Annotated in this window: 18 protein-coding genes; 10 read left to right on the forward strand and 8 right to left on the reverse strand. The window is 55.1% G+C overall.

Annotated features, from left to right (window positions below; translation table 11 throughout):
* The first annotated feature begins 126 nt into the window (after window positions 1-126).
* The 3 genes from Pla22_RS13300 to Pla22_RS13310 are packed head-to-tail and all read left to right on the forward strand — an operon-like array spanning window position 127 to window position 4308.
* Window positions 127-756, forward strand: a complete 630-nt coding sequence (locus Pla22_RS13300; protein WP_242631980.1) for an ECF-type sigma factor — start codon at window positions 127-129, stop codon at window positions 754-756.
* Window positions 753-3485 (forward strand): serine/threonine-protein kinase, encoded by a 2733-nt coding sequence (locus Pla22_RS13305; RefSeq protein ID WP_146515044.1) that lies wholly within the window; start codon window positions 753-755, stop codon window positions 3483-3485. Before Pla22_RS13300 ends, Pla22_RS13305 begins: the two co-directional genes overlap by 4 nt.
* Before the next feature lie 19 nt (window positions 3486-3504).
* Window positions 3505-4308, forward strand: a complete 804-nt coding sequence (locus Pla22_RS13310) for a lysophospholipid acyltransferase family protein (protein ID WP_146515045.1) — start codon at window positions 3505-3507, stop codon at window positions 4306-4308.
* A gap of 257 nt (window positions 4309-4565) precedes the next feature.
* Here Pla22_RS13310 and Pla22_RS13315 read toward each other — a convergent pair whose 3' ends face one another.
* Window positions 4566-5558 (reverse strand): DUF3500 domain-containing protein, encoded by a 993-nt coding sequence (locus Pla22_RS13315; RefSeq protein ID WP_146515046.1) that lies wholly within the window; start codon window positions 5556-5558, stop codon window positions 4566-4568.
* A 241-nt stretch (window positions 5559-5799) separates the two neighbouring features.
* Window positions 5800-8013 carry a beta-glucosidase BglX gene (gene bglX / locus Pla22_RS13320; protein ID WP_165440639.1) on the reverse strand — a complete coding sequence of 738 codons (2214 nt, stop codon included), beginning with the start codon at window positions 8011-8013 and terminating at the stop codon, window positions 5800-5802.
* A gap of 188 nt (window positions 8014-8201) precedes the next feature.
* Here bglX and ylqF point away from each other — a divergent pair, with 188 nt between their 5' ends.
* Together ylqF and Pla22_RS25850 are read left to right on the forward strand one after the other, a co-directional pair.
* A complete protein-coding gene (gene ylqF, locus Pla22_RS13325; RefSeq protein WP_146515048.1) occupies window positions 8202-9167 on the forward strand; it encodes a ribosome biogenesis GTPase YlqF in 966 nt (321 codons plus the stop codon).
* Between the two features lie 10 nt (window positions 9168-9177).
* Complete coding sequence (locus Pla22_RS25850; protein ID WP_261343139.1) at window positions 9178-9300, forward strand: hypothetical protein; 123 nt, start codon at window positions 9178-9180, stop codon at window positions 9298-9300.
* 60 nt (window positions 9301-9360) lie between these two features.
* On the opposite strand, the gene uppS is transcribed toward Pla22_RS25850, so the two are convergent.
* The 4 genes from uppS to Pla22_RS13350 form a co-directional block, all read right to left on the reverse strand.
* Window positions 9361-10098: a polyprenyl diphosphate synthase gene (gene uppS, locus Pla22_RS13335; protein WP_146515050.1), complete on the reverse strand. Its 738-nt coding sequence runs from the start codon at window positions 10096-10098 to the stop codon at window positions 9361-9363.
* A 2-nt stretch (window positions 10099-10100) separates the two neighbouring features.
* The gene (locus Pla22_RS13340; protein WP_207310352.1) at window positions 10101-11426 is read right to left on the reverse strand and encodes an adenylosuccinate synthase; all 1326 of its coding nucleotides are present in this window, start codon (window positions 11424-11426) and stop codon (window positions 10101-10103) included.
* A gap of 148 nt (window positions 11427-11574) precedes the next feature.
* A complete protein-coding gene (locus tag Pla22_RS13345) occupies window positions 11575-13611 on the reverse strand; it encodes a multiheme c-type cytochrome (protein WP_165440640.1) in 2037 nt (678 codons plus the stop codon).
* Between the two features lie 161 nt (window positions 13612-13772).
* A complete protein-coding gene (locus tag Pla22_RS13350; protein ID WP_146515052.1) occupies window positions 13773-15218 on the reverse strand; it encodes a DUF1573 domain-containing protein in 1446 nt (481 codons plus the stop codon).
* 258 nt (window positions 15219-15476) lie between these two features.
* On the opposite strand from Pla22_RS13350, the gene Pla22_RS13355 reads away from it, so the two are divergent.
* From Pla22_RS13355 to Pla22_RS13375, 5 genes are all read left to right on the forward strand, one after another.
* Window positions 15477-16901, forward strand: coding sequence for a class II fumarate hydratase (locus Pla22_RS13355; protein ID WP_146515053.1), 1425 nt, complete (start codon window positions 15477-15479; stop codon window positions 16899-16901).
* Window positions 16902-17011: 110 nt separating this feature from the next.
* A complete protein-coding gene (locus tag Pla22_RS13360) occupies window positions 17012-18103 on the forward strand; it encodes an alpha/beta hydrolase-fold protein (protein WP_146515054.1) in 1092 nt (363 codons plus the stop codon).
* 99 nt (window positions 18104-18202) lie between these two features.
* Window positions 18203-19081, forward strand: a complete 879-nt coding sequence (locus tag Pla22_RS13365; protein WP_146515055.1) for a sugar phosphate isomerase/epimerase family protein — start codon at window positions 18203-18205, stop codon at window positions 19079-19081.
* 82 nt (window positions 19082-19163) lie between these two features.
* On the forward strand, window positions 19164-20222 hold the full coding sequence (locus tag Pla22_RS13370) for a TIGR03009 domain-containing protein (RefSeq protein ID WP_242631981.1): 1059 nt from the start codon (window positions 19164-19166) through the stop codon (window positions 20220-20222).
* Window positions 20223-20391: 169 nt separating this feature from the next.
* Window positions 20392-20709 (forward strand): FmdB family zinc ribbon protein, encoded by a 318-nt coding sequence (locus tag Pla22_RS13375; protein WP_146515057.1) that lies wholly within the window; start codon window positions 20392-20394, stop codon window positions 20707-20709.
* A 246-nt stretch (window positions 20710-20955) separates the two neighbouring features.
* Here the strand turns inward: Pla22_RS13375 and Pla22_RS13380 are convergent, their stop codons facing one another.
* Together Pla22_RS13380 and metF are read right to left on the reverse strand one after the other, a co-directional pair.
* Window positions 20956-23769: a COG1361 family protein gene (locus Pla22_RS13380; protein WP_146515058.1), complete on the reverse strand. Its 2814-nt coding sequence runs from the start codon at window positions 23767-23769 to the stop codon at window positions 20956-20958.
* A 485-nt stretch (window positions 23770-24254) separates the two neighbouring features.
* Window positions 24255-25127, reverse strand: a complete 873-nt coding sequence (metF, locus tag Pla22_RS13385; RefSeq protein WP_146515059.1) for a methylenetetrahydrofolate reductase [NAD(P)H] — start codon at window positions 25125-25127, stop codon at window positions 24255-24257.
* Window positions 25128-25165 lie beyond the last annotated feature (38 nt).

Consider the following 25165-nt stretch of genomic DNA (forward strand, 5'->3'; position numbering starts at 1 on the left):
TCGCGATTTCCCGCGGGGTTGGCCCCGTCGAAGAACCCTGGTCGGTGGACGAACAAATTGGCTAATCTTGGTACGATGGTAGCGCCACCGGTTGCTCCTCTACCTACGCCTATTCAATGTGAGCCTGTGAAAAAGTCACCCTCCAACGAGAACGTCGAGTTCACGCAGTTGCTTGATCTGGTTCGGCAGGGTGACGAAGAAGCCACCACTGAGCTCTGGGAGAAGTACTTCCAACAACTCGTTCGCATCGCAGCACGTCGCTTACCCGCGAACCTGCGTCGCACCGGTGACGAAGAAGACATTGCGTTGTCGGCGTTTCAGAGTTTCATCGCCGGTATTCGACGTGACCAGTATCCCGACCTTAGTGGACCCGACAATCTTTGGGGATTGCTAATCACGCTGACCGGTCGAAAAGCTCACGCGCATTTGCGGCACCAGACGCGCCAGAAACGTGGCGGCGGCAGCATTCGCGGTGAGTCGGTCTTCATGGATCAGGGTGGCGAACGTCGGGGCGATGGTATCGGCGGCGTGACCGGCGACCAACACGCTCCTGATATTCATGTCGAACTCGCTGAAGCATGCGAGGGTTTGCTGAGCCAACTCGCTGATGAACAATTGCGACAAATCGCGATCATGCGGATGGACGGCTACCTTGTCGACGAAATTGCTGAAAAGTTGACAATGAGTAAACGAGCGGTGGAAAGACGTTTGCAGTTGATTCGCAAGTTGTGGTCTGAGGAGGTTGATGAGTCATGAAATTGTATGAAATGAGCGCCGCTGATCTCGCGATTGTTGACCAGTTGTGCCTCGACTACGAATCGCAATTGCGCCAGGCTCAAGAACGAGGAACAAACGCGCCATCGATTGAGCAGTTTCTAGATCGTTACGAAAGCGATCACGGTGGCAAGCACCGTGATGAATTGCGCGAAGAACTGCAATCCATTTACGAAGAAGTGGTATCGTCTTCCTCATCGTCCAGCACCCATTCGACTCACCCGCCAAGCGACCAACAGCGTTCTAGTGGAACAGGAGCCAATGGCAAGGCAGTCGATCCTGATTGTCCCAACGCATCAAACAACCGAGATTTCCAGTTGCCTAAGATCGGCGACATGCTCGGTCGATACACGATTCAAGACGTGCTTGGCCGCGGTGGAATGGGAGTGGTTTATGGTGCCAGCGATCATCGGCTGAATCGACGCGTTGCAATCAAAACGTTGACCGCTGAAATTGCTCGACGCGAAGACCTGACCGAACGTTTTGAACGAGAGGCACGTGCTGTTGCCGCGATCAGCCATCCGCACATCGTTGAACTCTTCGATGTGGGATGCTTCGGTGGACTTCCCTACGCCGTGATGGAATTCCTTGACGGCGTGGTGCTTGAAGACGTACTCGAACAAGGTCGCTTACCCGCCAAGGAAGTTCGTCGGTTGGGGTCGCAAATCGCTGATGCGCTCGCAACCGCGCACGCTGCGGGAGTGATCCATCGCGACTTGAAACCGCAAAACATCATGTTGGTCAAACGTGGTGATTCAGATTCGAGCATCGATTCGATTGAAACGGCAAAGCACGACACCGAAACGATGATGGTCAAGTTGTTTGACTTTGGGCTCTCGCGTGTTCCGACCGATGAAGTAGCCAACGACAATGGTCAGTCCAGCCAAGGTCGCGATGATCGAACTCGCGAAGGCATGATTTTGGGCACCCCCGGTTACATGGCTCCCGAACAAGCGCTCGGTGAACCGGTCACCCTATCGGCAGATATCTTTTCGCTCGGTTGCATTTTACATGAAGCGTTCTATGGCAAGCGTGCCTTTGAAGGCACCACTAAGTCCGCTCGCATTCGAGCCGTCATTACTGACGTGCCCCAATCGGACATCACTCGTCGTTCAGACGATGAACCATTGGCTGAATTGATCGATCAATGTTTGCAAAAGGAAGCGTCTTCGCGACCCGCTAATGCAATGTTGATCGCAAAGATCTTACGCAATGCCTCGGACTCTTCCATCGCAACCCTCTCGGCGCCACGCTCGGATCGAATGACTCGGCGTGCGGTGATGGGGCTTGGCATTGCGGGTGTAGCTGCATCGACCGTTTCCGGTTTGTCTTATTTTTTTCCTGCTGACACGTCGCTAGCCGCGATTGAGTCGGTTGCAGTCCTTTCATTTGATGATGGATCGAGTTTGTCGAGTGAGAGTCGTCCCGGATTTTTGAGCAAGCCGATCGGCGTCAGCAATCTTTCTCGAGGTGACATGTTGGCCGGATTGCTGGTTCATGAACTCTCGCAACTTCCGAACTTGCGAGTTCCGAAGTTTCAGCCGCTTCGCGCGACGACTCCTGACGAGTTTCGTGAGCTGGGCGAACGACTCGGTGTGGAAGCTTTGTTGACCGGCACAATTCAGAAAGGCACCAATGGAAAGCCTTTTCTTGACTTGCAGTTGATCTCGCAACAAACCGGCAATCAGATTTGGGGCAAACGAGTTCCTCTGGTTAGCGGTGAATCGTTGTTGAGCCAAACGCGAATCGCCGCTGTCGTTGCCAAGGTCGTTGGATGCGAACTTTCGTTAACGCATTGGCATGATCTAACGAAGTGCGAGAAATCGTTCGAGTGCTTGATCGATGGCGAATTGCGGTCGGAACCGGATAGCCCCGAGGGGCTCAAACGCGCGATCATGTGTTTCCAACGAGCCCATGAAGCCGACCCTGATTTCGCAGCACCGTTAGCCGGGCTCGCCCTGACCTCGATCACGGTCGCCGCCCAGTTGCCGCGTGAAGAAGCAGTCGAAACGATCATCCAGGCCAGAGGCTACGTTGATCAAGCCAGCAAGATCGATGGACGATCAGTTGAGGTTCGCTTAGCGGACGCGATGCTTAAATGGCAGACCCGCGAGAAATACGAAGACGCAAATCGCGAGCTGATGGAACTTGAAATGAAGGCGCCGCAACGTTGGCAAATTCACCACCAATTCGGATTGCTGCAATTGACTCTTGGCAAGGACGATCAGGCGATCGAGCATCTGCGGCAAGCACAATTGTTGAATCCGTTTTCAATTTCAGTTCAGGCTGATTTGATTCGCGCTCGTTGGTTCACCGGCGATGTTGAACGCGCGCTTGCCGACGCACGGCGTTTGTTGCAAAAGGCACCGGATAACAAAGTCGTCCGTGGCCTGCTGGTGGACATCTATGAGCAAAAAGGTGACTTCCAAAGCATCATGGGATTGATTCCGGAATTGGCGGCATCGTCGCCCGAAGAATATTTCGAGACGCGGCCAAGCACGTTGGCGGACCTGCCGTACACGCCGTTCGGTGACGCGGTGAATGAGATGATTTGGGCGGCTCGCAGTGAAACGTTAAGCGAAGATCACCTCGCTGATTTCTTGGATGCCGATTCTCGCACTCCAATGATCGCGTTTATCCTTGCCAAGCATCCGGCACTTCAGGCGGCTCGACAGTTCGAGCGAGCCAAAGAAATTCTGCCGCACGCTTAGTGGTCAACGTTAGACGCGAATGTCAGATCTAATCGAACCGCTGGATTATCCCGGCGGAGTTTATCGCACGCCAGAAAAGCCCGTTTCGTGGTTTTCTCGCAAGTATCCCTCGTTGGCGTTCTACCGCCAATTCGGTTGGGATGTGTGGTGTTCCGCTCGCACTGCTCAACGAGGCCTTTATGACGGAACCGAATGGACTCGAACCAGTCACGGCGTCATTGAGGCTCTTGAGTCGGTGGGAGTGCAATTTGAAATCAGCGGCACCGAACACATTCGAGCTCTGCAATCGCCTTGCGTGTTTGTTGGCAATCATATGAGTATGCTGGAAACGATGGTGTTGCCAGCGATCATTCAACCGATTCGCGATGTGACATTCGTGGTCAAACAAAGCTTGATCGACTACCCCGTCTTTAAGCATATCCTTCGTTCGCGAGATCCGATCGGTGTCACGCGCGAGAGTCCTCGTGACGATTTGAAGGTGGTGATGCAGGAAGGTGTCGGTCGCTTGCAGCGCGGAGTGTCCGTCATCGTGTTTCCGCAGACCACACGCTCTTCGACGTTTGATGCCGACCAATTCAATTCGATTGGAGTCAAGTTGGCGATGCGCGCGGGAGTGCCCGTCGTTCCAATCGCGCTGAAAACAGATGCGTGGCGAAACGGCAAGCGGATCAAAGACATCGGGCCGATCGACCCTAGCAAGACTGTTCGCTTTGCCTTTGGAGAGCCAATGGCGATTACCAATCGCGGAGCTCAACAGCATCAACTGGTCGTCGACTTTATCGAAACAAAGCTGTCGCAGTGGGGAGATCCGGTAACGTCTTAGGACCGTTGGTGAAGCGACAGTGACTTAGTGAAGCGATAGGGACTCAGTAAAGCGACAGTGACTCAGTGAAGTGACAGGGACTTGGTGAAGCGATAGTGAAGACGGTCCCCCCTTGCGCTCGCAGCTAAATCGTGCGAGCCGCGTCGGATTCATTACTACCTGAACTCCCATTCCATAGTTCATCACTAAACTTCCATTCCATCGTTCATCACTGAACTCCCATTCCATAGTTCATCACTGAACTGTGAACCGGAGATTCAAACGTTGGTCTTCACGTTAGCGCTGTCGGCCAGGTTAACCCAAACATGAACGTGAGGTGCGCCACGGTAGTGCCATACGAACGAAGGGCCTTCGAGTCGCCAGTTGTCCCACACCTTATCGTCACCCAGGTCTTCATCGCTGAAAAATGCCAGCGAGCAGGCGTCCAAACCACCTTGGGTTTCGATGCACTTGAGTGCCTCGGATTGATCGTCGCTACGATACATTTGAACCAGTAAGCCAAGCACTTTTTGCAGGTGAGCTTTTTGATCAGAGGACATTTCCGTGACTGGCAAACCGGGGATCGTGCCATTGCCTCGAAAGTGAACCGACGTTTCCGGTGGCGTATTGGCGAGTAACGCTTCTTTCTGTTGCCGTCCGTCAAGGATCTTGTACAAGTCATTCGCGGCAACTGCCTGCTCCCAGAAAACATTTCCAGGGTGGTGCGGAGCTTCGTCAAAGTCCGGTGCGTGACCATAAAAAATGGGACCGCCAAAGGCGACGTGATCGGCGGAATTGCCGTCGCACCGCAATGTCATGTGACGACCTGTCAGAACCAATTCGAATTTTCCGTCGTCCGGCTTTCCAAAAATAGCGATTGCCTGTTCGTTGCCAAATCCGCCAGCATCGTCTTCGAGTTGTTGGTAATAACGGGCGTGCCAATCTGGATGAATGATTGATTCGAAGACCTCTTTGATCAGTTCCCGTTGATCTTCGTTGTAAAAGTCGTCGACGATGGACGGCTTCGTAACGTTCCAGTTGGCGGAAACATAGCTTCGAAGCAAACCACGTTCTTTATCGACGTGGTCCCAATCAAAACAAACGTGCTGCTTTTGTTTTTCCGAAAGCGAAGTGAATAGTCGTCCGACCAGGGTCTCGGAACTAGGGCTCGGTGCATCCGCAAACGCCGACGCTCCTGCGGTCAACGCGATTGTAGCGGCGGACGTTTGGGTCAGGAAACTACGTCGGTCGATGGGAGTGTTGCGAAACATAAACGGACCTCGGGGAGAGAAAGGGGTGGGCGCTCGAGCTGTCACCACGCGATGCGAGCGATGCAGCGGACAGATCGGGCTCTAATCCCATCTTGCAATGATCCACAAGCAGCTTCGTCACATCGCACGGCGGCGAAGAGAGTTGCCTCGAGTGGTGCGAACGCAAATGCGTTTGACTTTCTCGACGAACGACACTTTAGGACCCAGCGTATCGGAGTTGCTTGCGAACTGTTCCTTCAGTTTATCGCCAATCAATCTGCACGTGTTGCAAGTCTTGCGAGTTTGGACCCACTGCGAAACGAAACAATCCGGGAATGAACCCCCGACTGACATTCGTCAAGCTTGTTCCTTCCAGGGAGCTAGCGGTCTGCTTATCGATAACGAATTCCACCAATCGAGTTTCCCCTGGCTCTAATTGAACTCGCTCGAAACTCTTCAAACTAAGCAAGGGTTGCGAAACACTGCAGACGCCTGGCAATTGATAGCACTGAACAATTTCCACTCCGCGCCTTTGCCCTTCATTCTTTACTTCAACGGATACGATAACGCGGCCACTGTCCGTTCGAGCTGAAAGCGACCGATACGCGAAGGTGGTATACGAAAGGCCAAAACCAAACGGATACAGCGGATCGTTTTGCTCATCGAGATAGCAGGATTTAAACTTCATGAACTCACAATCGGGCGGCAGGGGGCGGCCCGTCGGAAGTGCATCGTGGTGCACAGGAATTTGACCAACGGATCGTGGCAGCGACATCGTCAATTTCCCCTCGGGAACGTGCGATCCCGTCAGCACATCGGCAATGCCCGGGCCGGCCATGCTGCCGCCATACCACGCGTACAACATGGCGTTGACCCGATCGGCAATACCCGTCAGCACTAGTGGACGACCGGCGAATACCAACAGCACGATGGGAACACCCAGATCAGCGACGGCATCAATCAATAATCGTTGAGGCGGTGGCAGTTGCAGATCCGTGCGACTGGAACATTCGCCAGCGTGCTCTTTGGCTTCGCCCAGCGCTAAGACTACCACGTCGGAATCCCGAGCAACGGCAACGGCCTCGTCGATCATCGCTTGAGCGTCACGTGAATCGAGAGTCACAGTGGTTCCGAAAACGTTTAATCGTTCGGCTTGGACTGGATCATCGACCAAGTTACATCCTCTTGCGACGACCACTTTGGTTTGATCGCAGACGGTGCTTCGAAGTCCATCGGCCAAGCTAACACATTCTTCAGCGATGGCTGATACCGACCACGTTCCTGGCAAATTGGAACGATCATCAGCTAGCGGACCGATCAATGCGATGCGGCGGCATTCCTTGCCGATGGGTAACGTTTCCGATTTGTTCTTAAGCAGCACGCAAGACGCTGCGGCCATCTGACGCGCTTCATTGCGATGCGCATCGCACCCGAGGACTTGCTTCGCTCGTTCAGGATCCAGTGCGCGAAACGGGTCATCAAAGAGTCCAGCGTCGCGTTTGAGCTTCAATACGCTTCGGCAAGCCGCATCGATCCTCGCCACATCTACGCGCCCCGATGCAACGGATTGTTCTAAAGTCGTGATGTAAGATTCACCCACCATGTCAACATCGACACCTGCGTTTATCGCGGCGACTGCGGCGCTCGACAAGTCACCCAACCCATGATGTTCGAGTTCATTGATCGCGGTGTAATCGCTAATAACAGCCCCTTCAAAATTCCAACGTTCTCGCAGAACGCCAATCAACAAATCACGGTGGGCCGTTACCGGGATGCGGTCCAAGGCATGGAAGCCTGGCATCACGGCCGCCACTTTGGCGCAGGTGGCGGCTTCGAAGGGTGGCAAGTGAGATTCATGCAGTTCGATGGGACCAAGGTTCACTGACGCATACTCACGTCCGCCATCGACGGCCCCGTAACCGGCGAAGTGTTTAACGCAAGCAAGCATCCGATCGATGTCGGACGGTTGACTGGTTTCACCGTCGCCCTGATAACCTCGAATCACGGCTGCTGTGATCCAAGATGAAAGCGTTGCCGATTCACCGTTGCCTTCGGCGACTCGCCCCCATCGCGGGTCTCGTGTCAGGTCGGCCATTGGCCCAAAGGTTAGGTCGATCCCGTCGGCGCGGGCCTCAGTGGCGCTAAGGTGGGCCGCTCTTTCGATCATGGCTAGATTCCACGTGCACGATAACGCGATGGGCAACGGCAACGCGGTGCGATAGCCATGGATAACATCGCAAGCGAACAGCATCGGAATCCCAAGTCGGGTCTGATTGACACTGATGGATTGGATTTCGCATCGCGATTCAAGGGATGCCGTGCCGAACATCATTCCAACTTGTCCGTCGACTAATTTCCGATGCACGTCGCTGTTGGCGACCGACCCGGTGAGAGTTTGGCCGCCGGGATTGACCAGATTGAGCTGGCCAATTTTTTCCGTCAGCGTCATTTGGGCGATCAGGTCATCAATGTTCATAGCCGATTTCATGTTCCATCTAGCAAGCAATTTCCATCGATTCGCTGACATTTTCGTGTGGTCAGTGCCTATCGTTGACACCGCCTTCACTCTTGTGAAGATCGCCCCCAGTGGGAGGCTGTTCGATTGCAAGCGAAGCAGCGACACTAGTGGTAGTCCGTTTCCTCACTCATCCCCACGATATTGTCATGACCATTCAATGGTTCCCCGGTCACATGCACAAGGCGAAGCTGGAAATCCAGTCTGCGCTTCCGAAGATTGATGTGGTGATTGAAGTGCTCGATGCCAGGATACCGTATTCGAGTGAAAATCCGATGCTGGCTGAGCTGCGAGGTGACAAACCTTGTTTGAAGGTGCTTTGCAAGAGTGACTTGGCTGACGAATCGATGACGCAGACGTGGCTGAACTATTTTGAAGAGACCGCGAATGTCACCGCCCGTGCCGTTACGACCGAAGACGTACCCACGATCATGCGGTTAAAGCATGTCGCGGCAAAGATGGTCCCCTATCGCGAAGGGCGAACGGCAATCAATACCATGATCGTCGGCATTCCCAACGTCGGAAAATCCACGATCATCAATTATCTGGCTGGCAAAAAGGTGGCCAAGACGGGCAATACGCCGGCGGTGACGAAGCAACAACAGCGAGTCAACCTAGGCGATGGCGTAACGCTGCTCGATACGCCCGGCGTGATGTGGCCGAACGTGCACAACCACAAGAGTGGCTATCGACTTGCGTTGCTTGGTTCGATCAAAGAGACGGCGATGGATTACGCGGACGTGGGCTTCTTCGCGGCCAAGTATCTGTTAAGTGAGTATCCCGATCGGCTGATGCAGCGATATGACTTGGATGAATTGCCCACATCAGAACTGCAAACGATTGAGGCCATTGGTCGCAAACGCGGTTGCCTGGGACGTAACAACACCATCGACATTGACCGCGCGTCACGAATACTCGTCACTGAACTTCGCTCGGGAGGTCTCGGGAAGTTGACACTCGAGACGCCGAAGATGATGGAGTTTGAAAAAGCTCAAACCGCTCGAGAGGTCGCCGAGCGTGAAGAGTTGGCAAAGGAAAAGGATGCCAAGCGGAAGAAGCGATTCAAGGACAAGCAAAAGCGAGAGCGTAAGGCACGAGAGATGGGCGGCTCGTGAACTCGATGCAATGAATCATCGCCGTGAATGTCCCGCTGCGAATGTCACTGCAACGAATGTCACTGCAACGAATATCACTGCTGCGAATATCGCCGTAACGAATGGCAGCGTTGCTGGCGACGATCCAGCGTGACGCACCTAGTTCGCCCCGACCGTGCCGTTGGTTAGCGACCTGATGAGTCCTCGCTCGCGTTCATTCATTCACGTTGAGGCCACCGAAGCGTCGCTGGCGTGTCGCAAACTCGTTCAACGCCGTGATGAAGAGGTTTCGATCAAATTCAGGCCAACAGGTTTCCGTGACCCAAAGTTCGGCATAGGAGATTTGCCAGAGCAGGAAATTGCTCACACGCATGTCGCCGCCGGTGCGAATCATCAAGTCAATTTCGGGCAGCCCCTCGGTGTAAAGGTGTTGCCCAAATCGAGCTTCATCAATGTCGTCAACGTTCAGTTTTCCTGCGGCTACCGCGGTAGCGAGCGAGCGGGCTGCGCGGGTAATTTCGTCGCGTCCACCGTAGTCGATCGCAAGGACGAGTTGTGTGCCTGGGTTATCCGCCGACATTTCGAGCGTCCGGTTCATCTGCTCGATCACTGCTTGGGGAAGTCGATCTCGGCGTCCGATGACTCTCAATCGCAACCCCTGGTCCATGATGGTCCGGCGTTCCTCGATCAAGTACTGCTCGAGCAAGTGCATCAAGAAATCGAGCTCGGCCTGCGGACGTTTCCAGTTTTCGCTCGACAGGCAATACAACGTCACCGCGTCGATGCCAAGCTCGGTCGCGGTTTCGCTAATCATGCGGACTGTACCAACGCCGCGGCGATGGCCTTCGATGCGAGGCAAGCCGCGGGCCTGCGCCCAGCGTCCGTTGCCATCCATGATGATGGCGACGTGAGCGGGCGGATCACCGGCGAGGGTCACATCAGCATCCGACATGACTAGGCAACAGGTTCGGGTTGCAGCGGTAACGCTTGGTCGGTGAAGATCGTTTGCGCTCGATCAGGACCTACGCTGAGTACACCGACGGGAACGCCAACCAGTTCTTCGATGCGGCGAACGTAAGCCATCGCTCCGGCCGGGAACTCTTCCATCTTGCGAACGTGGTCCACGGGTTCTTTCCATCCAGGGATGGTTTCGTAGATCGGAACGCAGCGACGCAGTTCATCAGCATGCGATGGGACTCGCGTGATACGCTCACCATCGAGTTCGTAGGCGACGCAGACTTTGATCTCGTCGAGATGAGCCAGGACATCCATCATCATCAAAGCAAGTCGAGTAACGCCACTGAGTCGTGACGTGTAGCGAACAGCAACCGCGTCAAACCAACCGCAGCGACGCGGACGACCGGTCGTCGTGCCGAATTCATTGCCGAGCTTGCGAATTTGTTCGCCTACGGCGTTGTCTTGTTCAGTAGGGAATGGGCCACCACCGACGCGAGTCGAGTAAGCCTTGCAGACTCCCAAGACATGGTTGATCCAACGAGGCGGTACGCCCGCACCCGCACAAACACCAACTCCGCTGCTATTGCTGCTGGTGACAAACGGGAAGGTGCCGTGGTCGATATCGAGCAAGGCCCCTTGAGCGCCTTCGAACAAAATCGCTTTGTCCGCTTCGCAAGCGTCCAGCAAGAAATCCGTGGTGTCACCGATCATATCGTGCAGACGATCAGCCCAGGATGCCGCCAAAGCGATGATCTTTTCCGGGGCAATCGCTTCGAGGTCTTCTTCGGGAGCACCCATTCCGCGAAGCAGTGCCAGTTTGGCTTCGGCGACGGTACCGATTCGTTCGTCTCGATTCGCTTGGACTAGATCAGCCATACGAATCGCGTGAGTGCGTCCCACCTTGTCGCGGTAACAAGGGCCAATGCCACGATTGGTCGTGCCAATGGACTCGCCTCGCACGGCGGCGGCGTTGATGAATTTGTCCTCGGCCATGTGCCATGGCATCACCAAATGGGCTCGCTCGCTAATTCGCAAGTTCGCACGGCAATCGACACCTCGACCCGCCAGTCCATCAATTTCGTCCAGCATGGTGGTGGGATTGATCACCACACCGGGCGTGATCAGGTTTTGCACCTTCGAATGCAGGATGCCGCTGGGGATGTGGTGCAGTTTATAGGTCTGGTCACCGGCGACGACGGTATGACCGGCGTTAGCGCCGCCTTGATAGCGGACGACCAGATCAAACCGCGGGGCCAGCAGATCGACGAGTTTACCTTTGGCTTCGTCGCCCCACTGCAGACCAATGACACAAGTTCCCGACACCGCGATGCTCCAACTTATAGATGGCGAATTTCAAACCGAGCAGGTTAAGCCAGCCAGGGCGAAACGACAAGAACGGGCCAGAAGTTTGGGCTCAGAACGTCAAAGTTTGGCGGAATCACGGCGCTGGGGACCCGCCCCCGACCACGAATTAGTCCAAACCGTAGTGTTCTACCTCGGGCCAATAAACGTCTTCAAACGCATCTGGCTCGTGAAAATCAGGACTATTGTCTAAGTCGTGACAGCTCATGCACTTTTCGCGAGCCTTTTCCAGGGGAAGCTGAATCGCCAAACGCAATTGTGCTCGAACTTCGTCGCTGACCCCTGATCCTTCTTCCGCTGCGGAATGCTCGGCCCCGGGGCCGTGGCAGTTTTCGCATCCGTTGGCCGTTAGATGCGGAGTGCTCTCGAGCGACAAGTAGCCTGATTCGTACGGGTGATATTCCTGGGGGTTCCAGCCGGTAACGTGGCAACTGAGACATTCAGGATCGAAGTGGCGAGCCACATCGCCTCGATCTTGCGAAGGTTTGACGATCGATTCCGTGGCGTGAGCGTGGGCCGAGCCTTCCCAAACTTCGTACGCCGAGGTGTGGCACTTAGCGCAGGTTTGCGTGCCGACAAATTTACGACCCGACGAATGTGGGATCGGTGGCAACAACCCCAGCCCTTCCAATCCGATATCGCGGAGCTGATTTTGGTAGTCCTTCATCAGCCCTCGCATTGCCGGCGCGTCTTTGAATTCGTGAGTCAGTGGCACGCGAGCGTACTTCATCTCGAGCTTGCCGTTCTCGGCACCTTGGCGGCCGAACAATCCGACGACGCCGGCGTACATTCCCTTGTCACCGGTGACGATGATCCGAGTGTCGCTGTCTTGGATCGGCTTCGCCTGGTAAGTCGGTTCGCCGAATCCGCCGGCCACGACGACCAGATCAAACCCCGTCACTTCTCGCACAAGTGCCTCGGCGGCCTCTTCTTTGCCGAAGAAAAGCAGCACGGAGAAATCGGGTGATTGAGGTTCCATTTCATCAATCGCGGACTTCGCTGACGCCGCCATGTCACCCACGGTGATGTCTTCGTTGGTCTGAGCCAACAGTGACTCTGGGTCCGTGATGCTGGTCACGCCGATCTTCAAACCGTTCTGCTCAATCAATTTCGTTCGAGCAACGAATTCTGGATCGAGCACCAGCACATTGGCTGAAATGAAAACTGCTTCTTCGGGCGAGTCAGCGTAGGCGATCGAAAGTAAGTCGGTGGCACCTTGGCGGATATCATCAGGGCCAAACCCGACCGCTTGGTATCCCATTTCCGACAATGCCCGAGCGCTCTGTTGCAGCTTGATCTTGGCTTGGTTGCCGACGCGACGAACTTGGTTTCCCGCGTCCATGGGAATCACATCCCAACCGCGTTGCCGAAGTGAATCTAAGAAGGTGAATCGACGCGCAACGCCGCCCTTTTGTCGATCCAGGCCAGTGCAACCGCACGGTTCGATGTAGCCATGCTGGTTTCCCGTGAAGACCATCGAAACCAGGGGCTTGGTCCAAGTTGTGTAGTCCTCTGGTCCCCCAATCGAATCGGTGCCTGCCTTTGGCGGTGCGTTGACCGGCTTGGGTTGAGCTTCCGAAGCGTCGGCCATCTTGGCCTCAGGTGCCGCAGGAGCGCCCGGTTTAGGACTAGCAGCGCTCGCAGAATCCATCGGCGTCGATTTCGCTGGCGTTGGACTCGCTGGTTTTGTTTCTGCTGGTTTGGGCGTAGCCGGTGCAGGGGTAGCTGGTACAGGGGTAGCTGGTACAGGCGTAGCCGGCTTGGGACTCGATGGCGGCGCTTGGGGCGTCATCGCGGGATCACGTTCGCCCGGTGGCGTGGGAATGATTTCGACGCCCGAGGGTACGTCCTCAGAACCACTTGCCGTTTGAACGAGCGTGGTCGCGTCACCCAAACGCAAGGTGATCGTCGGCGATGTTTCCAAGCCGTTGAGTGCGGACACGCTGGTCTCGGACAAGCTTGGCGGAGCGATCGAAGTGAGGTAGTGACGCGACTCGTCCGTCGACCGTTCGCTAGGGGGATCAAGAGGATCAAGTTGGGCAGTTTGAAAATCAGAAAGTTGCCCGTCGGATTGGGACGGGAAACTCGCGGGAGGAGCGCATCCCACCAACGACATGAAACTGCAGACCGCACAAAGTGCCGTCATGCGCATGTGGAGCGAACTGCGATGGTGGGAAAAAAATCCATTCATGAACAAAACCGACAACCTCGACTCAGAGAGCTCGCGACACAAATTCTTAGAAACTGCCGTGACTCAATCTGGGAAGATCCAACCGTTGTCAGCCAAAGCCCAACGTTTTGGCGGTTTTACTTCGCATCCAATGCGAAAGTCACCACAATCCCCATTTTCGTCACTTTAGGGTTATCGGACTCAATCCACACCTTTCCGTAGTCATCCTTGTTTTTCCCAAGCCGCTCAATTGGCTCGGTGCCTGGCACTAATTCCAGTATCAAAGGATACAGAACCATCGAACCCCGACTTTTCGGTTCGCCCAAGGTAGCCTTCAGGATGCCATCCGGAAAAGTTTCCCCAACCCGTAGAGTCGTATTCTCACGGTCTTTGCCTTTAAGCACAACAAACGTTTTAGCGATTGTTGAATCTCCGCGACGAATTTTTCCAAAGCTGTAGTGGTATCCACCGCCCGACTTGCCGGTCAGCTTGCTACTTTCGATCATGCTCATCGCCCCCACGATTCGGCCTCGCGCGGGGATTGGCACAAACATCACAGCATTATCGTTCTTGGCTGACTCGTTTTCAGCGCTCGCAAGGCTGCTGGGTTGGCTTTCTTCATTGCCGGTGTCGTCAGCGGATTCGTTGCCGCTCGTTTGGTCGCTTGCCGTTTCGCTTGCGCCGGGTTCTTCGTTGGTAAGGTCTTCGTTGGCAAGGTCATCACTAATGGCAGCGTCTTCTGCTGCATCATCCTTTGCTTGTTCATCCGAGGCATTGTCGGCGGTTGCCGCCTTCCTGAAGTGGAACATCAGGTTCTGCGAGATCACACCTTGTCGCATTCCCTTATCCACCTTGGCGGTTACGCGAAAACCTTGAGTCGCGGCCTCTTGCTTTTCCGCTAATTCATCGGCCGGGATCTCTTGCACGTCGAACGTCGCCAGGTCCGTCATTTCCTGGTTCGTGAACCGCATCTTGGTGGGCTCGATTTTGTCTTGGGTGAAGTTAAAGACTTCGCCGGAAATTTCGAAACCTTCGCCTGCTGCGATATCACCAAACGTCCAAACTTTCGGTTCAACGAGGAAATCCTTGATCACTTGTCCAGCGATCTCTAGCGATAGCACAGGCATCTTCGGATCGTCGGTGTGAAGTTGAGCGGATTGCTTGAATTCGGTGGATCCCGCTTTCGCCGTCCAAGTCAACTTGATCTGAGTCGTTTCGCCTGGTTGCAGCAGGTCTTTATCGAGATTGCTGAGCGTGCACTTGCAGGTTGTCGCTCCGAGACGCAACTTCAACGGGCCGTCGCCGACGTTGCGAATCACAAATTCGTGTTCACCCGGTGTGTCAGGGTTCATCACGCCGAAGTCAAACCTCGAATCACCTTCGAGTTCAAGCTCGCCCACCCCTTGGTTGCTGTCGGCAGAGAGCAGCACGTGTTCTTCGATATTGGCGTAGGTGACCTTGCCGTTGGTATCGAGGGGGCCGAAGTAGGTATCGCGATAGCCGTAGCGATTGTGGTTGATAGCCCATCCCGTCGCGGCGCTGGCAATGGCGGTCAGCGCCAAAATTACTGGGAACTTCTTCATCGTTTCAACAATTTCTGGAAAGGGACAACTCGCTAAGAATAAGACCTCAGTCCCTCAGTATACGTCTGCTACCACGTTCGGGTTCGCGGCTTCTCGATGACGCGTTTGCTCGGGATTTCATGGCAACTTCGAGGCTGACCCGCGTCGGCATCGGCTAATTTGCTCGTCATCTCCCACGAGACGCCTATGCCACTTTGCCTGCTCAATCGTATCATGGCGTCGTTTTCTTCCCCTTCCCCTCCCCAACGCCACCTGCCGATGTCCAAGCAACGAACTGAACTCGATTCCATGGGCGAAGTCCATGTGCCCGCCGACGCTTATTACGGTGCTCAAACCCAACGTGCCGTCGAAAACTTTCCGATCAGTGGCTGGCCCATGCCACCGGCGATGATCTCGGCGATGGGATGGGTTAAGTATGCCTGCGGTGTCGCCAATCGAGATCTCGGCAAATTAACCGGATCCGGCAAAAATCCGATGACCGACGCGCAAGTGGACGCGATGTTGGCCGCGTGTGAAGAGATCGCCGCCGGCAAGTTGGTGGATCAGTTTCCGGTGGACGTCTTCCAAACCGGCAGCGGCACCAGCAGCAACATGAACGTCAACGAGGTGATCTCCAATCGCGCGATTGAGATCATTGGTGGTGACCGGATGCAGGCCACGAAGGCGATCCATCCGAACGATCACGTCAACATGGGCCAGAGCACCAACGACACGTTCCCAACTGCGATCCATGTTGCAACAGCAGTGCAGATTCAAGAATCGTTGCTGCCGTCGCTGAAGCGATTGCACAAAGCCTTAGCTGACAAAGCCGCCGCGTGGGACAAGGTGATCAAGATTGGTCGCACGCACTTGATGGACGCCACGCCGCTGCGTCTTGGCCAGGAATTTGGCGGCTTCGCCCGGCAAATCGAATTGTCGATCTCGCGAGCCGAACAGGCCCGTGACGCGGTTCTTGAACTTCCCGTCGGCGGAACGGCGGTCGGCAGTGGCATCAACACTCACCCGGAATTCGGTAGCCGAGTGGCCAAGGTTCTCGCCGATAAAACCGGTATCGCCTTCGTCGAGGCAGTGAACCATTTTGAAGCGAACGCTCAACGCGACGCATTGGTCGCCGCCCACGGTGAACTGAAGTGCATCGCGCAGACTCTCTTCAATTTCGCCAACAACATTCGTTGGCTCGGTAGCGGTCCGCGTTGCGGGTTCTACGAAGTTCAGTTGCCGTCGCGCCAACCGGGTTCGTCGATCATGCCGGGGAAGGTGAATCCCGTGATGTGCGAGTCGATGATGCAGCTTACCGCTCGCGTGATGGGCAACGACACATGCATCACGATGTGCGGGGCGAGTGGCGGTAATTTCCAGCTCAACATCATGATGCCGGTGATGGCCCACACAACGCTCGAGTCGATCCACCTGCTTAGCAGCGGCACCCATGCGTTCGTCGAGTTTTGCGTTGACGAAATGGAAGCTAACGTCGAGCAATGCGAAGCGTCCGTGGAGCAAAGCTTGTCGATGTGTACAAGTTTGAACCCTTTGATCGGTTATGAACAAGCGGCGAAACTTGCCAAAGAGGCTTTCAGCACCGGCCAAACGATCCGCGAGTTATGCTTGGAAAAGAAGATTCTTCCCGAGGACACGCTGACCGAAGCGCTTGACCCGTGGAAAATGACGGAACCTCAAGCCTAGAAAGCGTCGCTGATGAGCATCGCCACCGGGCGGTTCTGATTGACTTCTAAGGTTTAGTTCTTGATTCCATTTCAACACCCTCGAGGGCGCGGATTTTCGTCCGCTTAACGATGAGACTTTCACTGTTCTTAATGTGCCTTCTGATGCCGATTGTGGCCAACGCTCAATACCGATCGAATGTGGGCAATCCGACTGTTCATGCAGACAAGTCGGCGACCTTCCATTTCGATGGTGGCAATGCCCAGACCGTCGAGCTCGTTCTTGTGAACGAGACCTACGCGATGGAAAACCAGGGCGAGGGGAAGTGGTCATTCACGAGCGACCCGCTACCACCAGGAATTCACGATTACATCTTTCGCGTTGACGGCGCCGAAGTCACCGACAAAAAAAATCGTTGGGTAAAGACATGGATCTCGTCTCGCAATCAATTCGAAGTTCCCGGTGACACCCCGTTGGTGACCGAAGAACAGGCCGTGCCGCATGGAGTGTTGCATTCGCATTACTACCGATCCAAAGCGGCGGGGTACCAGCGAAAGGCAATCGTCTACACACCACCGGGCTATGACCCTAAACGCGACCAACCCTATCCGTTGTTGGTGCTGTGCCATGGTTACGGCGATGACGAATCAGCATGGACGGTGACGGGACGGGCTCACTTGATCACTGACAACTTGATCGCGGCAGGCAAGATCGAGCCGCTGGTGATCGTGATGCCGCACGGTCATCCCGAGCCTTTGGAATCCAAAGATTGGTCTGACGACTACGCCAGCCGTAACCTCGAAAAGATGACCTCAGACATCCTTGGGGACTTGCTGCCGATGGTCGAGTCGAACTACTTGGTAGCGGAAACCGCCGAGCGGCGAGCGATAGCCGGGTTGTCGATGGGCGGCGGACATTCGATCAGCACCGGGTTGGCCAATCCTCATGTGTTTGCTTGGGTAGGAGCGTTCAGCGCCGCGATTCCTTTGGATTCGTGGTGGGATGATAACGAAATCGACATTCTTGGCGACAATGCCCAGCAGCGCAAGCTGTTTTGGATCGCCTGCGGACGTGACGACTTTCTGTATGACAAGAACGTTCAGTTCGACGCGAAGCTCAACGAAAAAGGCATTTCTCATCAATTCGTGCAAACCGAGGGAGCCCACAATTGGTACGTTTGGCGAGATTACTTGCCTCAGTTTTTGCAGCTAGCTTTCCGCTAGTCGTTTAGATTTGTCCATCGGGCCGTGTATAATCGGCTCACCGACCTTGCTCGTTCCGGTCGGCCCCTCCTGCCATTCCTCTCACCTTCATCGGTCCTTATGAAACGACGTCAATTCCTCAGCACCGCTGCCGCAGGCACAGCCCTCCTGTCCATGCCGAAGTTTGTTTTGGCACTTGATAAAGACAATGCTTACCGAAACGAAATTGGGATTCAGCTCTACACGCTGCGAAACGAAATCGACAAGGACGTCAAAGCCACGCTGAAGGCTGTTGCCGAAGCGGGCTACAAGCAGGCCGAACCGTATGGCTTTCCCAATTGCCGACCCATGATCGAAGCGGCAAACGAATTTGGTTTGAAGTTGCACTCTTCGCACTTCAACAGCGACTCAATCGTCAACAACGATGCTAGCGACGACGACTACTTTGACACGGTGCTCGAAAAAGCCAACGACGTTGGTTTGACCCACTTGGTCATTCCGTACTTGGGCGACCAATTCCGAACTTCGTTGGATGATTACCGGCGAGTTTGTGCGAACTGCAACAAGGCCGCCGAGAAAGCCAAGGCTGCTGGGATCCAGTTGTCGTATCACAACCACGCATTCGAGTTCAAACCACTCGAAGATGGCAAGTGTGGCTACGACGTGATGATCGAAGAGTTCTCGCCAGACATGAAGTTCGAACTCGATGTGTTCTGGGTCGAAGTGGGCGGCGTTAATACGATCGAGTTAATGAGCAAGCTTGGGTCCCGTATTTCGCAGCTTCACTTGAAGGACCTCGACGCGTCCGTCAAAACGCCATCCTACGACGGGGTGCCTAAGGAAGCGTTCAAAGAAATCGGCAATGGTGTGATCAACATCGAAGCAATCATCGAAGCGGCTGGCGAACACGGAATCGCTCATTGCCACGTCGAGCAAGACCAGTCGCCAAACGCCCTGGCTAGCATCAAGCAAAGCATGGAAGCTTTGAAGAAAATGTAGCTCTCGATCGAGCTCGCGTTCGGATCATCAGCAGATCGCTAAGAATCTGCTGGTGATCGACGAAACATCGACGAAACCACGGATGGTTCTTCTTCAGATCTGGCCTTTCGGCGAGGTTGTCGACGTTGCTACAAGCGAGGCGAATTGGACGGAGGATGACCGTCCGTCCACCGAGTTTCACGCAATAAGACAGGCGTCACGGATGATGCGATTGACTTTGGCCACGATGATGGCCGTGTACATGACGGTTTCGCTGCTGCAGCCATCGGCACTGGGCCAAGCCCCCGGACAGCGTTCGGCATCCCAGGCCCAAGCGGCTCCTCAGGCTCCCTTTGGTCCGCTAGCCCCCGAAGCCCAGGCTCAACTCCAAAAAGTTTTGACTGCTTGGCAGAACCAAAGTCAGGGCACCAAAACGCTCGAACTGAAATTCTTGCGGTTCCACTACGACGCCAACATGGCACCCGTGGTCGGTAATGCTCCCACCGCTGCGACCAAGTCCGAGGGTGAGATCAAGTACGCTGCACCGGATCGCGGACTCATTCGAGTCGACCAAATCGTGTTCTTCAACGGCATGGTCAACAACCAACCGGCCTACAAGGCATTCGCTGATCGCTTCGGCGAGCATTGGGTTTGCAATGGCAAGCAGTTGATCGAGTTCGACCGTAACGCGAAGGAATGCAAGATCGAAGAACTACCGCCTGAAATGCAGGGCAAGAACATCATCAGCAGTCCGCTGCCTTTCGTGTTCAACCTTAACGCGAATGATCTTCAGCAACGTTACTGGGTGCGTCAAACCGATGCCGGAAACCCAGACGTGATTCTATTGGAAGTATGGCCCAAGCGAGCCGAAGACCGCGCTCAATACAAGATGGTCCAAGTCGCTTTGGATGCGAAAGAGTTTCTGCCAAAAGTCTTGGTGATGTACGCACCAAACTTTAATGCCAAGACGGCCCCGATTTGGGACCACTACGAATTCACATCCGTCAAACGCAACGGAATGGGCAATGGATTAGCCGACTTCTTCAAGAACTTCATCCCAGAAAAGCCACCGGCCGACTGGAAGATCTTGCGAAACCAATTCCAGGTTCCCGGTGCTGAAATTCAGCAGGCGGCGGGCCCCGCCGATGGCCAGAAACGCTAGTCACGACGATCCCATTGGGGGAGTCTCGACAACCGGAAGCCGGAAAAAGGAATCGCTGCTAGCACCTAGGCAATCCCAACGACTTAGATAAACTCTGGGAACACGAAAGCGATCGCACGAGGTGCGATCGCTTTTCCCATTTCTTTCCAGCGTCTTTGTTTGCCTAAGAATGCCTACTTACGATTATGAGTGCGAGGGTTGCGGACACAAGTTCGAGGAGTTTCAGGGGATCAATGATCCCGTCCTGAAAAAGTGCCCCGAGTGCAAGAAGAACAAACTGCAACGTTTGTTTGGAACCGGTGCGGCGATTGTGTTCAAGGGTAGCGGTTTCTATCAGACCGATTACCGCAGCGAAGGTTACAAGAAAGCCGCGAAAGCGGACTCGTCGAAGTCCGAATCGAGTGATTCGAGCAGCAAGTCTGACTCGAAGAAGTCCGAGTCGAAGAAATCAGATACCGCGAAGCCAGCGAAAAAGAAGGCTGACTGATCGGTTTGCCAGCTGAGTAGCGCTGGGAAGCCCGAGTTGGGACGCCCGAGTTGGATGCCCCCAAAGCTTGGTAACTCTGAAAAGTGTAGCTGTGGACTGGGTAGCTCTGAAAAGTGTAGCTCTGAACTGGGTAGCTCTGAACTGGGTAGCTCTGAACTGGGTAGCACTCAGCGGTTCAGGCCTTGGCCCTGTTTCTCTTGAGCTTACGACGTTTGAGCTAGCGACTCTGTACCAGCCCGCCTCGAGTTAAGGGACCACCGTGGTGGGCACCGTCTCGTTGTAGCCACCCGGTTGATTGTCGCTTCGAACTGATACGTCAAAGTTGAATGTTTGCGGTTGGTTACTGCTAAGGACCACTTCGTATTCGACCGATTCACCCGGTTCGAGCGATGGCACGTAAGGCAACAAGATGAAGTTGTTCTTGATCTCGTATTGGCCGAGTTCGGGGTTCGTCAACGGAACCAATCGCTCAAGCTTCACGCCGTCGGGTAATGGGAACTGAATGTCAATGTTTGAGTCACGTTCGTTGGTATCGTTGATGATGCGAACGCTGTAGCGAATCGGATCGTTCACCCGAACCGGATTGTCGCGGTTGACGACGATCGTTTGCATCCGACCGCTTCGCTGGGGACCCAGTGGTGCCGGTGCCGGCAGTTCTTGCGGTGCACCTTGCAGAGGCGCGGGGCCGCCGGGAATGCTCGGCGGCGGACCAGCCGGTGGAAGTGATCGCGGTTGTGGTTGGCGAGGTTGCGTGGGGGAGTCAGCGATATCGATGAACAAGTTTGCGTTTGCCGTGGCGCCTTCTTCGCTGACCGCTCGGATTCGAACGGCGGCTCGTGGATTGCTCGCGATGGCTCGGAATTCGCCCGCCAACGCAGCCGAGTCGCCCGGTTGAATTTCGGGAACCGTCCAAGTGATGATGTTTTGACCCATGCGAGTGTTGTCGTAGCCTTCGGTAGCTTGAACGGGTTGCAATTGAGGGTCGTAGACCATCTCGACGCGGACGTTCCTAGCCACACCGCGACCTTCATTGAAGATTTGTGCGGTCGCCGTCACGTTTTGGCCCACTGCGACGCGATCGAGCGAATCGATGCGTGCGGATAACGTCGGTGTCTTGGGGATGGGGTTGATCGCAGTGATGCAAGATTCACGACTGGCGAGTTGGCCACCATCGGTGGTCGCTTCAACGTTAATGCATCGGCGTCCGCCGGACATCGGAGTGTAAACGACTTGCTTCTTCCATGTCTCGCCCGGTTGCAGTGTGCTGCCGCGAGCGGACTCGACGCGAGCTTCACCACTTTCATGAATCATCGCATTGTCACCGGTGACGACAACCTTGGGGTTGGTCAGCGGACGATCGGATGTGTTGGTGACATCAATGTTAAACGTCACGGGCAAGCCGGATTCAACACGATCTTCGACCGGATTGACTTCCAATTTCAACGATGGGCGGAACACGTCAACGCGTACCGAGTCCTCGGCGACCAATCCATCACCGCGAGCGGTAAAGGTAAGGCTGACGGGAGCTTCAGAGATCAACTCGACTGACAAATCCAATTGAGTCTGTGGCGGAACGGTTCCGATTTCCCAGGTGACACCGTTGGGTACGATCCGTGCGAACGAGTCGGCAACGGTGGCTTTGGTCCCCGGTGGCAACTGCAGGTCAACGCGTACGTTGGTGGCCGGTTGATCGCCGGGATTGGAGAGGTTGGCAAAGACATTGTAAGGAGCACCAAACGATGCGATCTCAGGTGCACCGGCGCGAATGGCAAGCTTCGGTGAACTCCAGGTCACAAACGTTTGTCCTTGACCGAGAGTCAGCGAAGGCAGATTGTCGGTTGCTCCACCGGGACGAATGATTTGCATGGCGACCGGAGTGATGCCGCTAGTCCCCGGTGTCGGGATCAACTGAACCGTCGCGTTACCTGAATCATCGACGTTGGCTTCAACGACGGACGAGCCGCTGGTGCCAGCAAAGCTAGCCAGTGATGGATCAAGAACTTCGTATCGGACTTTCCAGCCTTTAGCGGGAAGCAAGCCTTCGCTGCGTGTGACTCGCGTGGTCAATTCTACTGGCGTCCCCGCAGGAACAATTTGGGGCGCGGGGAATTGCCATTTGGCATCGACCCAGTAGATCGTAGCGGTCGCTTTGCGTTGGTCCCAGCATTCACTTTCAGGTGCCAATACGGTCACCCGGCTGATGCCTTCGCTGGGGCTCGAAATCGTTAGCCAAGTTTGGCCTTTTTCGAGTTGCACGTCGTCGCGAACGTCGGTGTTGCCACGCGTGATAAGGGTTCGTTTGGTGCTGGTGATGCCGATCGCGTACGAAGGGTCTTTCTTTTCAGGGCGTGTTTGCGACCCAACCAGTTTGCCAATCACACCCGGTTGATCATCGCCCACTTGAATGAATGTACCAACGCTATCTGGCGTTAACATCCATTCAAGCTTCTCGTTCATTTGTAAATACCCATCGGTACCGCAAACACCAGAAAGCAAGACGACTTCACCACCGACCGGGGCCACGATCTTTTGAGGCGACAGCAGGATGCAGCCTCGCTTGCCTCGATCGGGAAGTTTGCAACTGCAATCGTTTTGGTCGATTTCGCCACCTAGCAACACGGCACGAGGCCCGGTTAGGCAGGTGCCGTTGCAAGGCGCGCTGGGCACACAAGGTTCGTTGGATGCGCCCAGGGCACCGGTCGCAGGTGCGGGAACCGCGCAAGGCGGCGGGTCGATGGGATCAGCAAACGCAGGAGTGGGAAATCGAAAGCCATTGCTCAAGCAGCTATTGCTAAGGCAATTGGGCGTTTTCAAACAAGAGCCAAGGTTGCTAAGACAACCGAGGCAACCGCAGCCCTCACCACCACTGCCGGGAAGGGCGAGTGTGGTGGTGGTGGGCAATGCGGAAAAAAGGCATGAGCCATTGGGATCAATGGCTGGCAGCCGTAATCGCGAGCAGCCCGATGAGATTGCCGCCAACAGAGCAATCATGACGACGACGATTCGCAGCGTTAGCTGTGAGTGACGTGAAGTTCGATTGGTGGTGGTGATAACGTTCATCGGTCCGTCGACTAAAACGCTCGTTTGATTCCGGGCGGCGATCCGCAAAAGGGAGGGCGGATCGCTTGATGGCTCGGGGAAACGGAGCGGTTGGGAAGGGGATTCATTCTGGGCAGGGTTTGCCCACAGAACGCTAGCACGCGAAACTAGGCGGTGTGGCGAAAAGACAACGCCTATGAGGCGCAGAAACCACAAAGAGTCTGAGACTGTGACGGCTGTAACGATCGTGCCGACAACCAAGCGCGATCTGGCAATCTCTTAATCAACCCCAGACTTAATCAATCCCAGAACCGGGCCGCGATCAATTCGCAAGCGAAGATGGCTGTATTACTCTACAGAGAATCCGCATCCACGCGGCATCCACCCGTATCCATCGGTGACCGTGGGTCATGCGTTTGGGGCCACGATGGTAGTTGCCAACGCTGCCGCGTGCGTAGCGGCGAGCCGGATGGAAATGTTGCACTGATCAGTTGTCTTGATCGTTGCTAGGCCGAGCCGAGCTGCATGCCATCGAGCAACGCTTCCGCAGCATCGCTCTTGTTGAGCACGTAGTAGTGGATTCCAGGAACATCGTTCTCAAGCAAGTCTGCCGTCTGCATCCGAGCATGCTGGACTCCCACTTCGAACTGGAACTTATCGTCCTCGCTCTCAGTCATCGCCTCGCGCAATTCGTTGGGAATACGCGCTTTGCACATCGAAGCAATTCGATCTGCTTGAGCAAAGTTGGTCACCGGCAAGATGCCGGGAACGATAGGAACGTTGATTCCGGCAGCCACACATTTGTCCCGGAAGCGATAGAAATCGGCGTTGTCGTAGAACAATTGCGTGATAATGATGTCGCCGCCCGCATCGACTTTTCGCTTCAGGTTATCGAGGTCTGTTTGGGCATCGACAGCCTCTTGATGAACCTCGGGGTAGCCAGCCACCGCGATGCCAAGATTGGAAAACTTTGATCGGATCATTTCGACCAATTCGTTGGCGTAACGAAATCCGCCATCGGTCATCTTGAATGCCGACTCGCCCTTAGGTGGGTCACCTCGCAGGGCCACGATGTACTCGACGCCCGTTTGGGTTGCCTGCGCTAGGTAGTCTTCCAAATCCTCAGCCGTTGCCCCCACACACGTTAGGTGCGACGCGACCGGCAAGCCGGTGATCTCACGGACCTTCCGCAGGACCTCAAGTGTGGTGCCCTGGCTTGATCCCCCAGCACCATAGGTGCATGTGAAATACGCTGGCATGAATTGCGTCAGCCGGCGGACGTTCTCGCACAACGCTTCCATTCCTTTTTCCGTTCTGGGCGGAAAAAGCTCAAAGGAAATCGCGCACGATCCGTCTTGGTAGTGGGAAGCAAGGCTCATTCGGTGGTTCTCGGTCTCGTCGTAAGGGATCATTCACT

It is taken from the genome of Rubripirellula amarantea, assembly GCF_007859865.1.
In the GTDB taxonomy this organism is placed as follows: Bacteria; Planctomycetota; Planctomycetia; order Pirellulales; family Pirellulaceae; genus Rubripirellula; species Rubripirellula amarantea.

Bases quoted from the DNA above. Each gene is read 5' to 3' on its own strand.
- Pla22_RS13305 (WP_146515044.1), top strand. From the start codon at position 753: ATGAAATTGTATGAAATGAGCGCCGCTGATCTCGCGATTGTTGACCAG.
- Pla22_RS13380 (WP_146515058.1), bottom strand. From the start codon at position 23,769: ATGAACGTTATCACCACCACCAATCGAACTTCACGTCACTCACAGCTA.
- Pla22_RS13375 (WP_146515057.1), top strand. From the start codon at position 20,392: ATGCCTACTTACGATTATGAGTGCGAGGGTTGCGGACACAAGTTCGAG.
- bglX (WP_165440639.1), bottom strand. From the start codon at position 8,013: ATGAACATTGATGACCTGATCGCCCAAATGACGCTGACGGAAAAAATT.
- Pla22_RS13315 (WP_146515046.1), bottom strand. From the start codon at position 5,558: ATGTTTCGCAACACTCCCATCGACCGACGTAGTTTCCTGACCCAAACG.
- Pla22_RS13370 (WP_242631981.1), top strand. From the start codon at position 19,164: ATGGTTCTTCTTCAGATCTGGCCTTTCGGCGAGGTTGTCGACGTTGCT.
- Pla22_RS25850 (WP_261343139.1), top strand. From the start codon at position 9,178: ATGAATCATCGCCGTGAATGTCCCGCTGCGAATGTCACTGCAACGAAT.
- Pla22_RS13310 (WP_146515045.1), top strand. From the start codon at position 3,505: ATGTCAGATCTAATCGAACCGCTGGATTATCCCGGCGGAGTTTATCGC.
- Pla22_RS13350 (WP_146515052.1), bottom strand. From the start codon at position 15,218: ATGAAGAAGTTCCCAGTAATTTTGGCGCTGACCGCCATTGCCAGCGCC.
- Pla22_RS13355 (WP_146515053.1), top strand. From the start codon at position 15,477: ATGTCCAAGCAACGAACTGAACTCGATTCCATGGGCGAAGTCCATGTG.
- Pla22_RS13345 (WP_165440640.1), bottom strand. From the start codon at position 13,611: ATGACGGCACTTTGTGCGGTCTGCAGTTTCATGTCGTTGGTGGGATGC.
- Pla22_RS13365 (WP_146515055.1), top strand. From the start codon at position 18,203: ATGAAACGACGTCAATTCCTCAGCACCGCTGCCGCAGGCACAGCCCTC.
- ylqF (WP_146515048.1), top strand. From the start codon at position 8,202: ATGACCATTCAATGGTTCCCCGGTCACATGCACAAGGCGAAGCTGGAA.
- Pla22_RS13360 (WP_146515054.1), top strand. From the start codon at position 17,012: ATGAGACTTTCACTGTTCTTAATGTGCCTTCTGATGCCGATTGTGGCC.
- metF (WP_146515059.1), bottom strand. From the start codon at position 25,127: ATGAGCCTTGCTTCCCACTACCAAGACGGATCGTGCGCGATTTCCTTT.
- uppS (WP_146515050.1), bottom strand. From the start codon at position 10,098: ATGTCGGATGCTGATGTGACCCTCGCCGGTGATCCGCCCGCTCACGTC.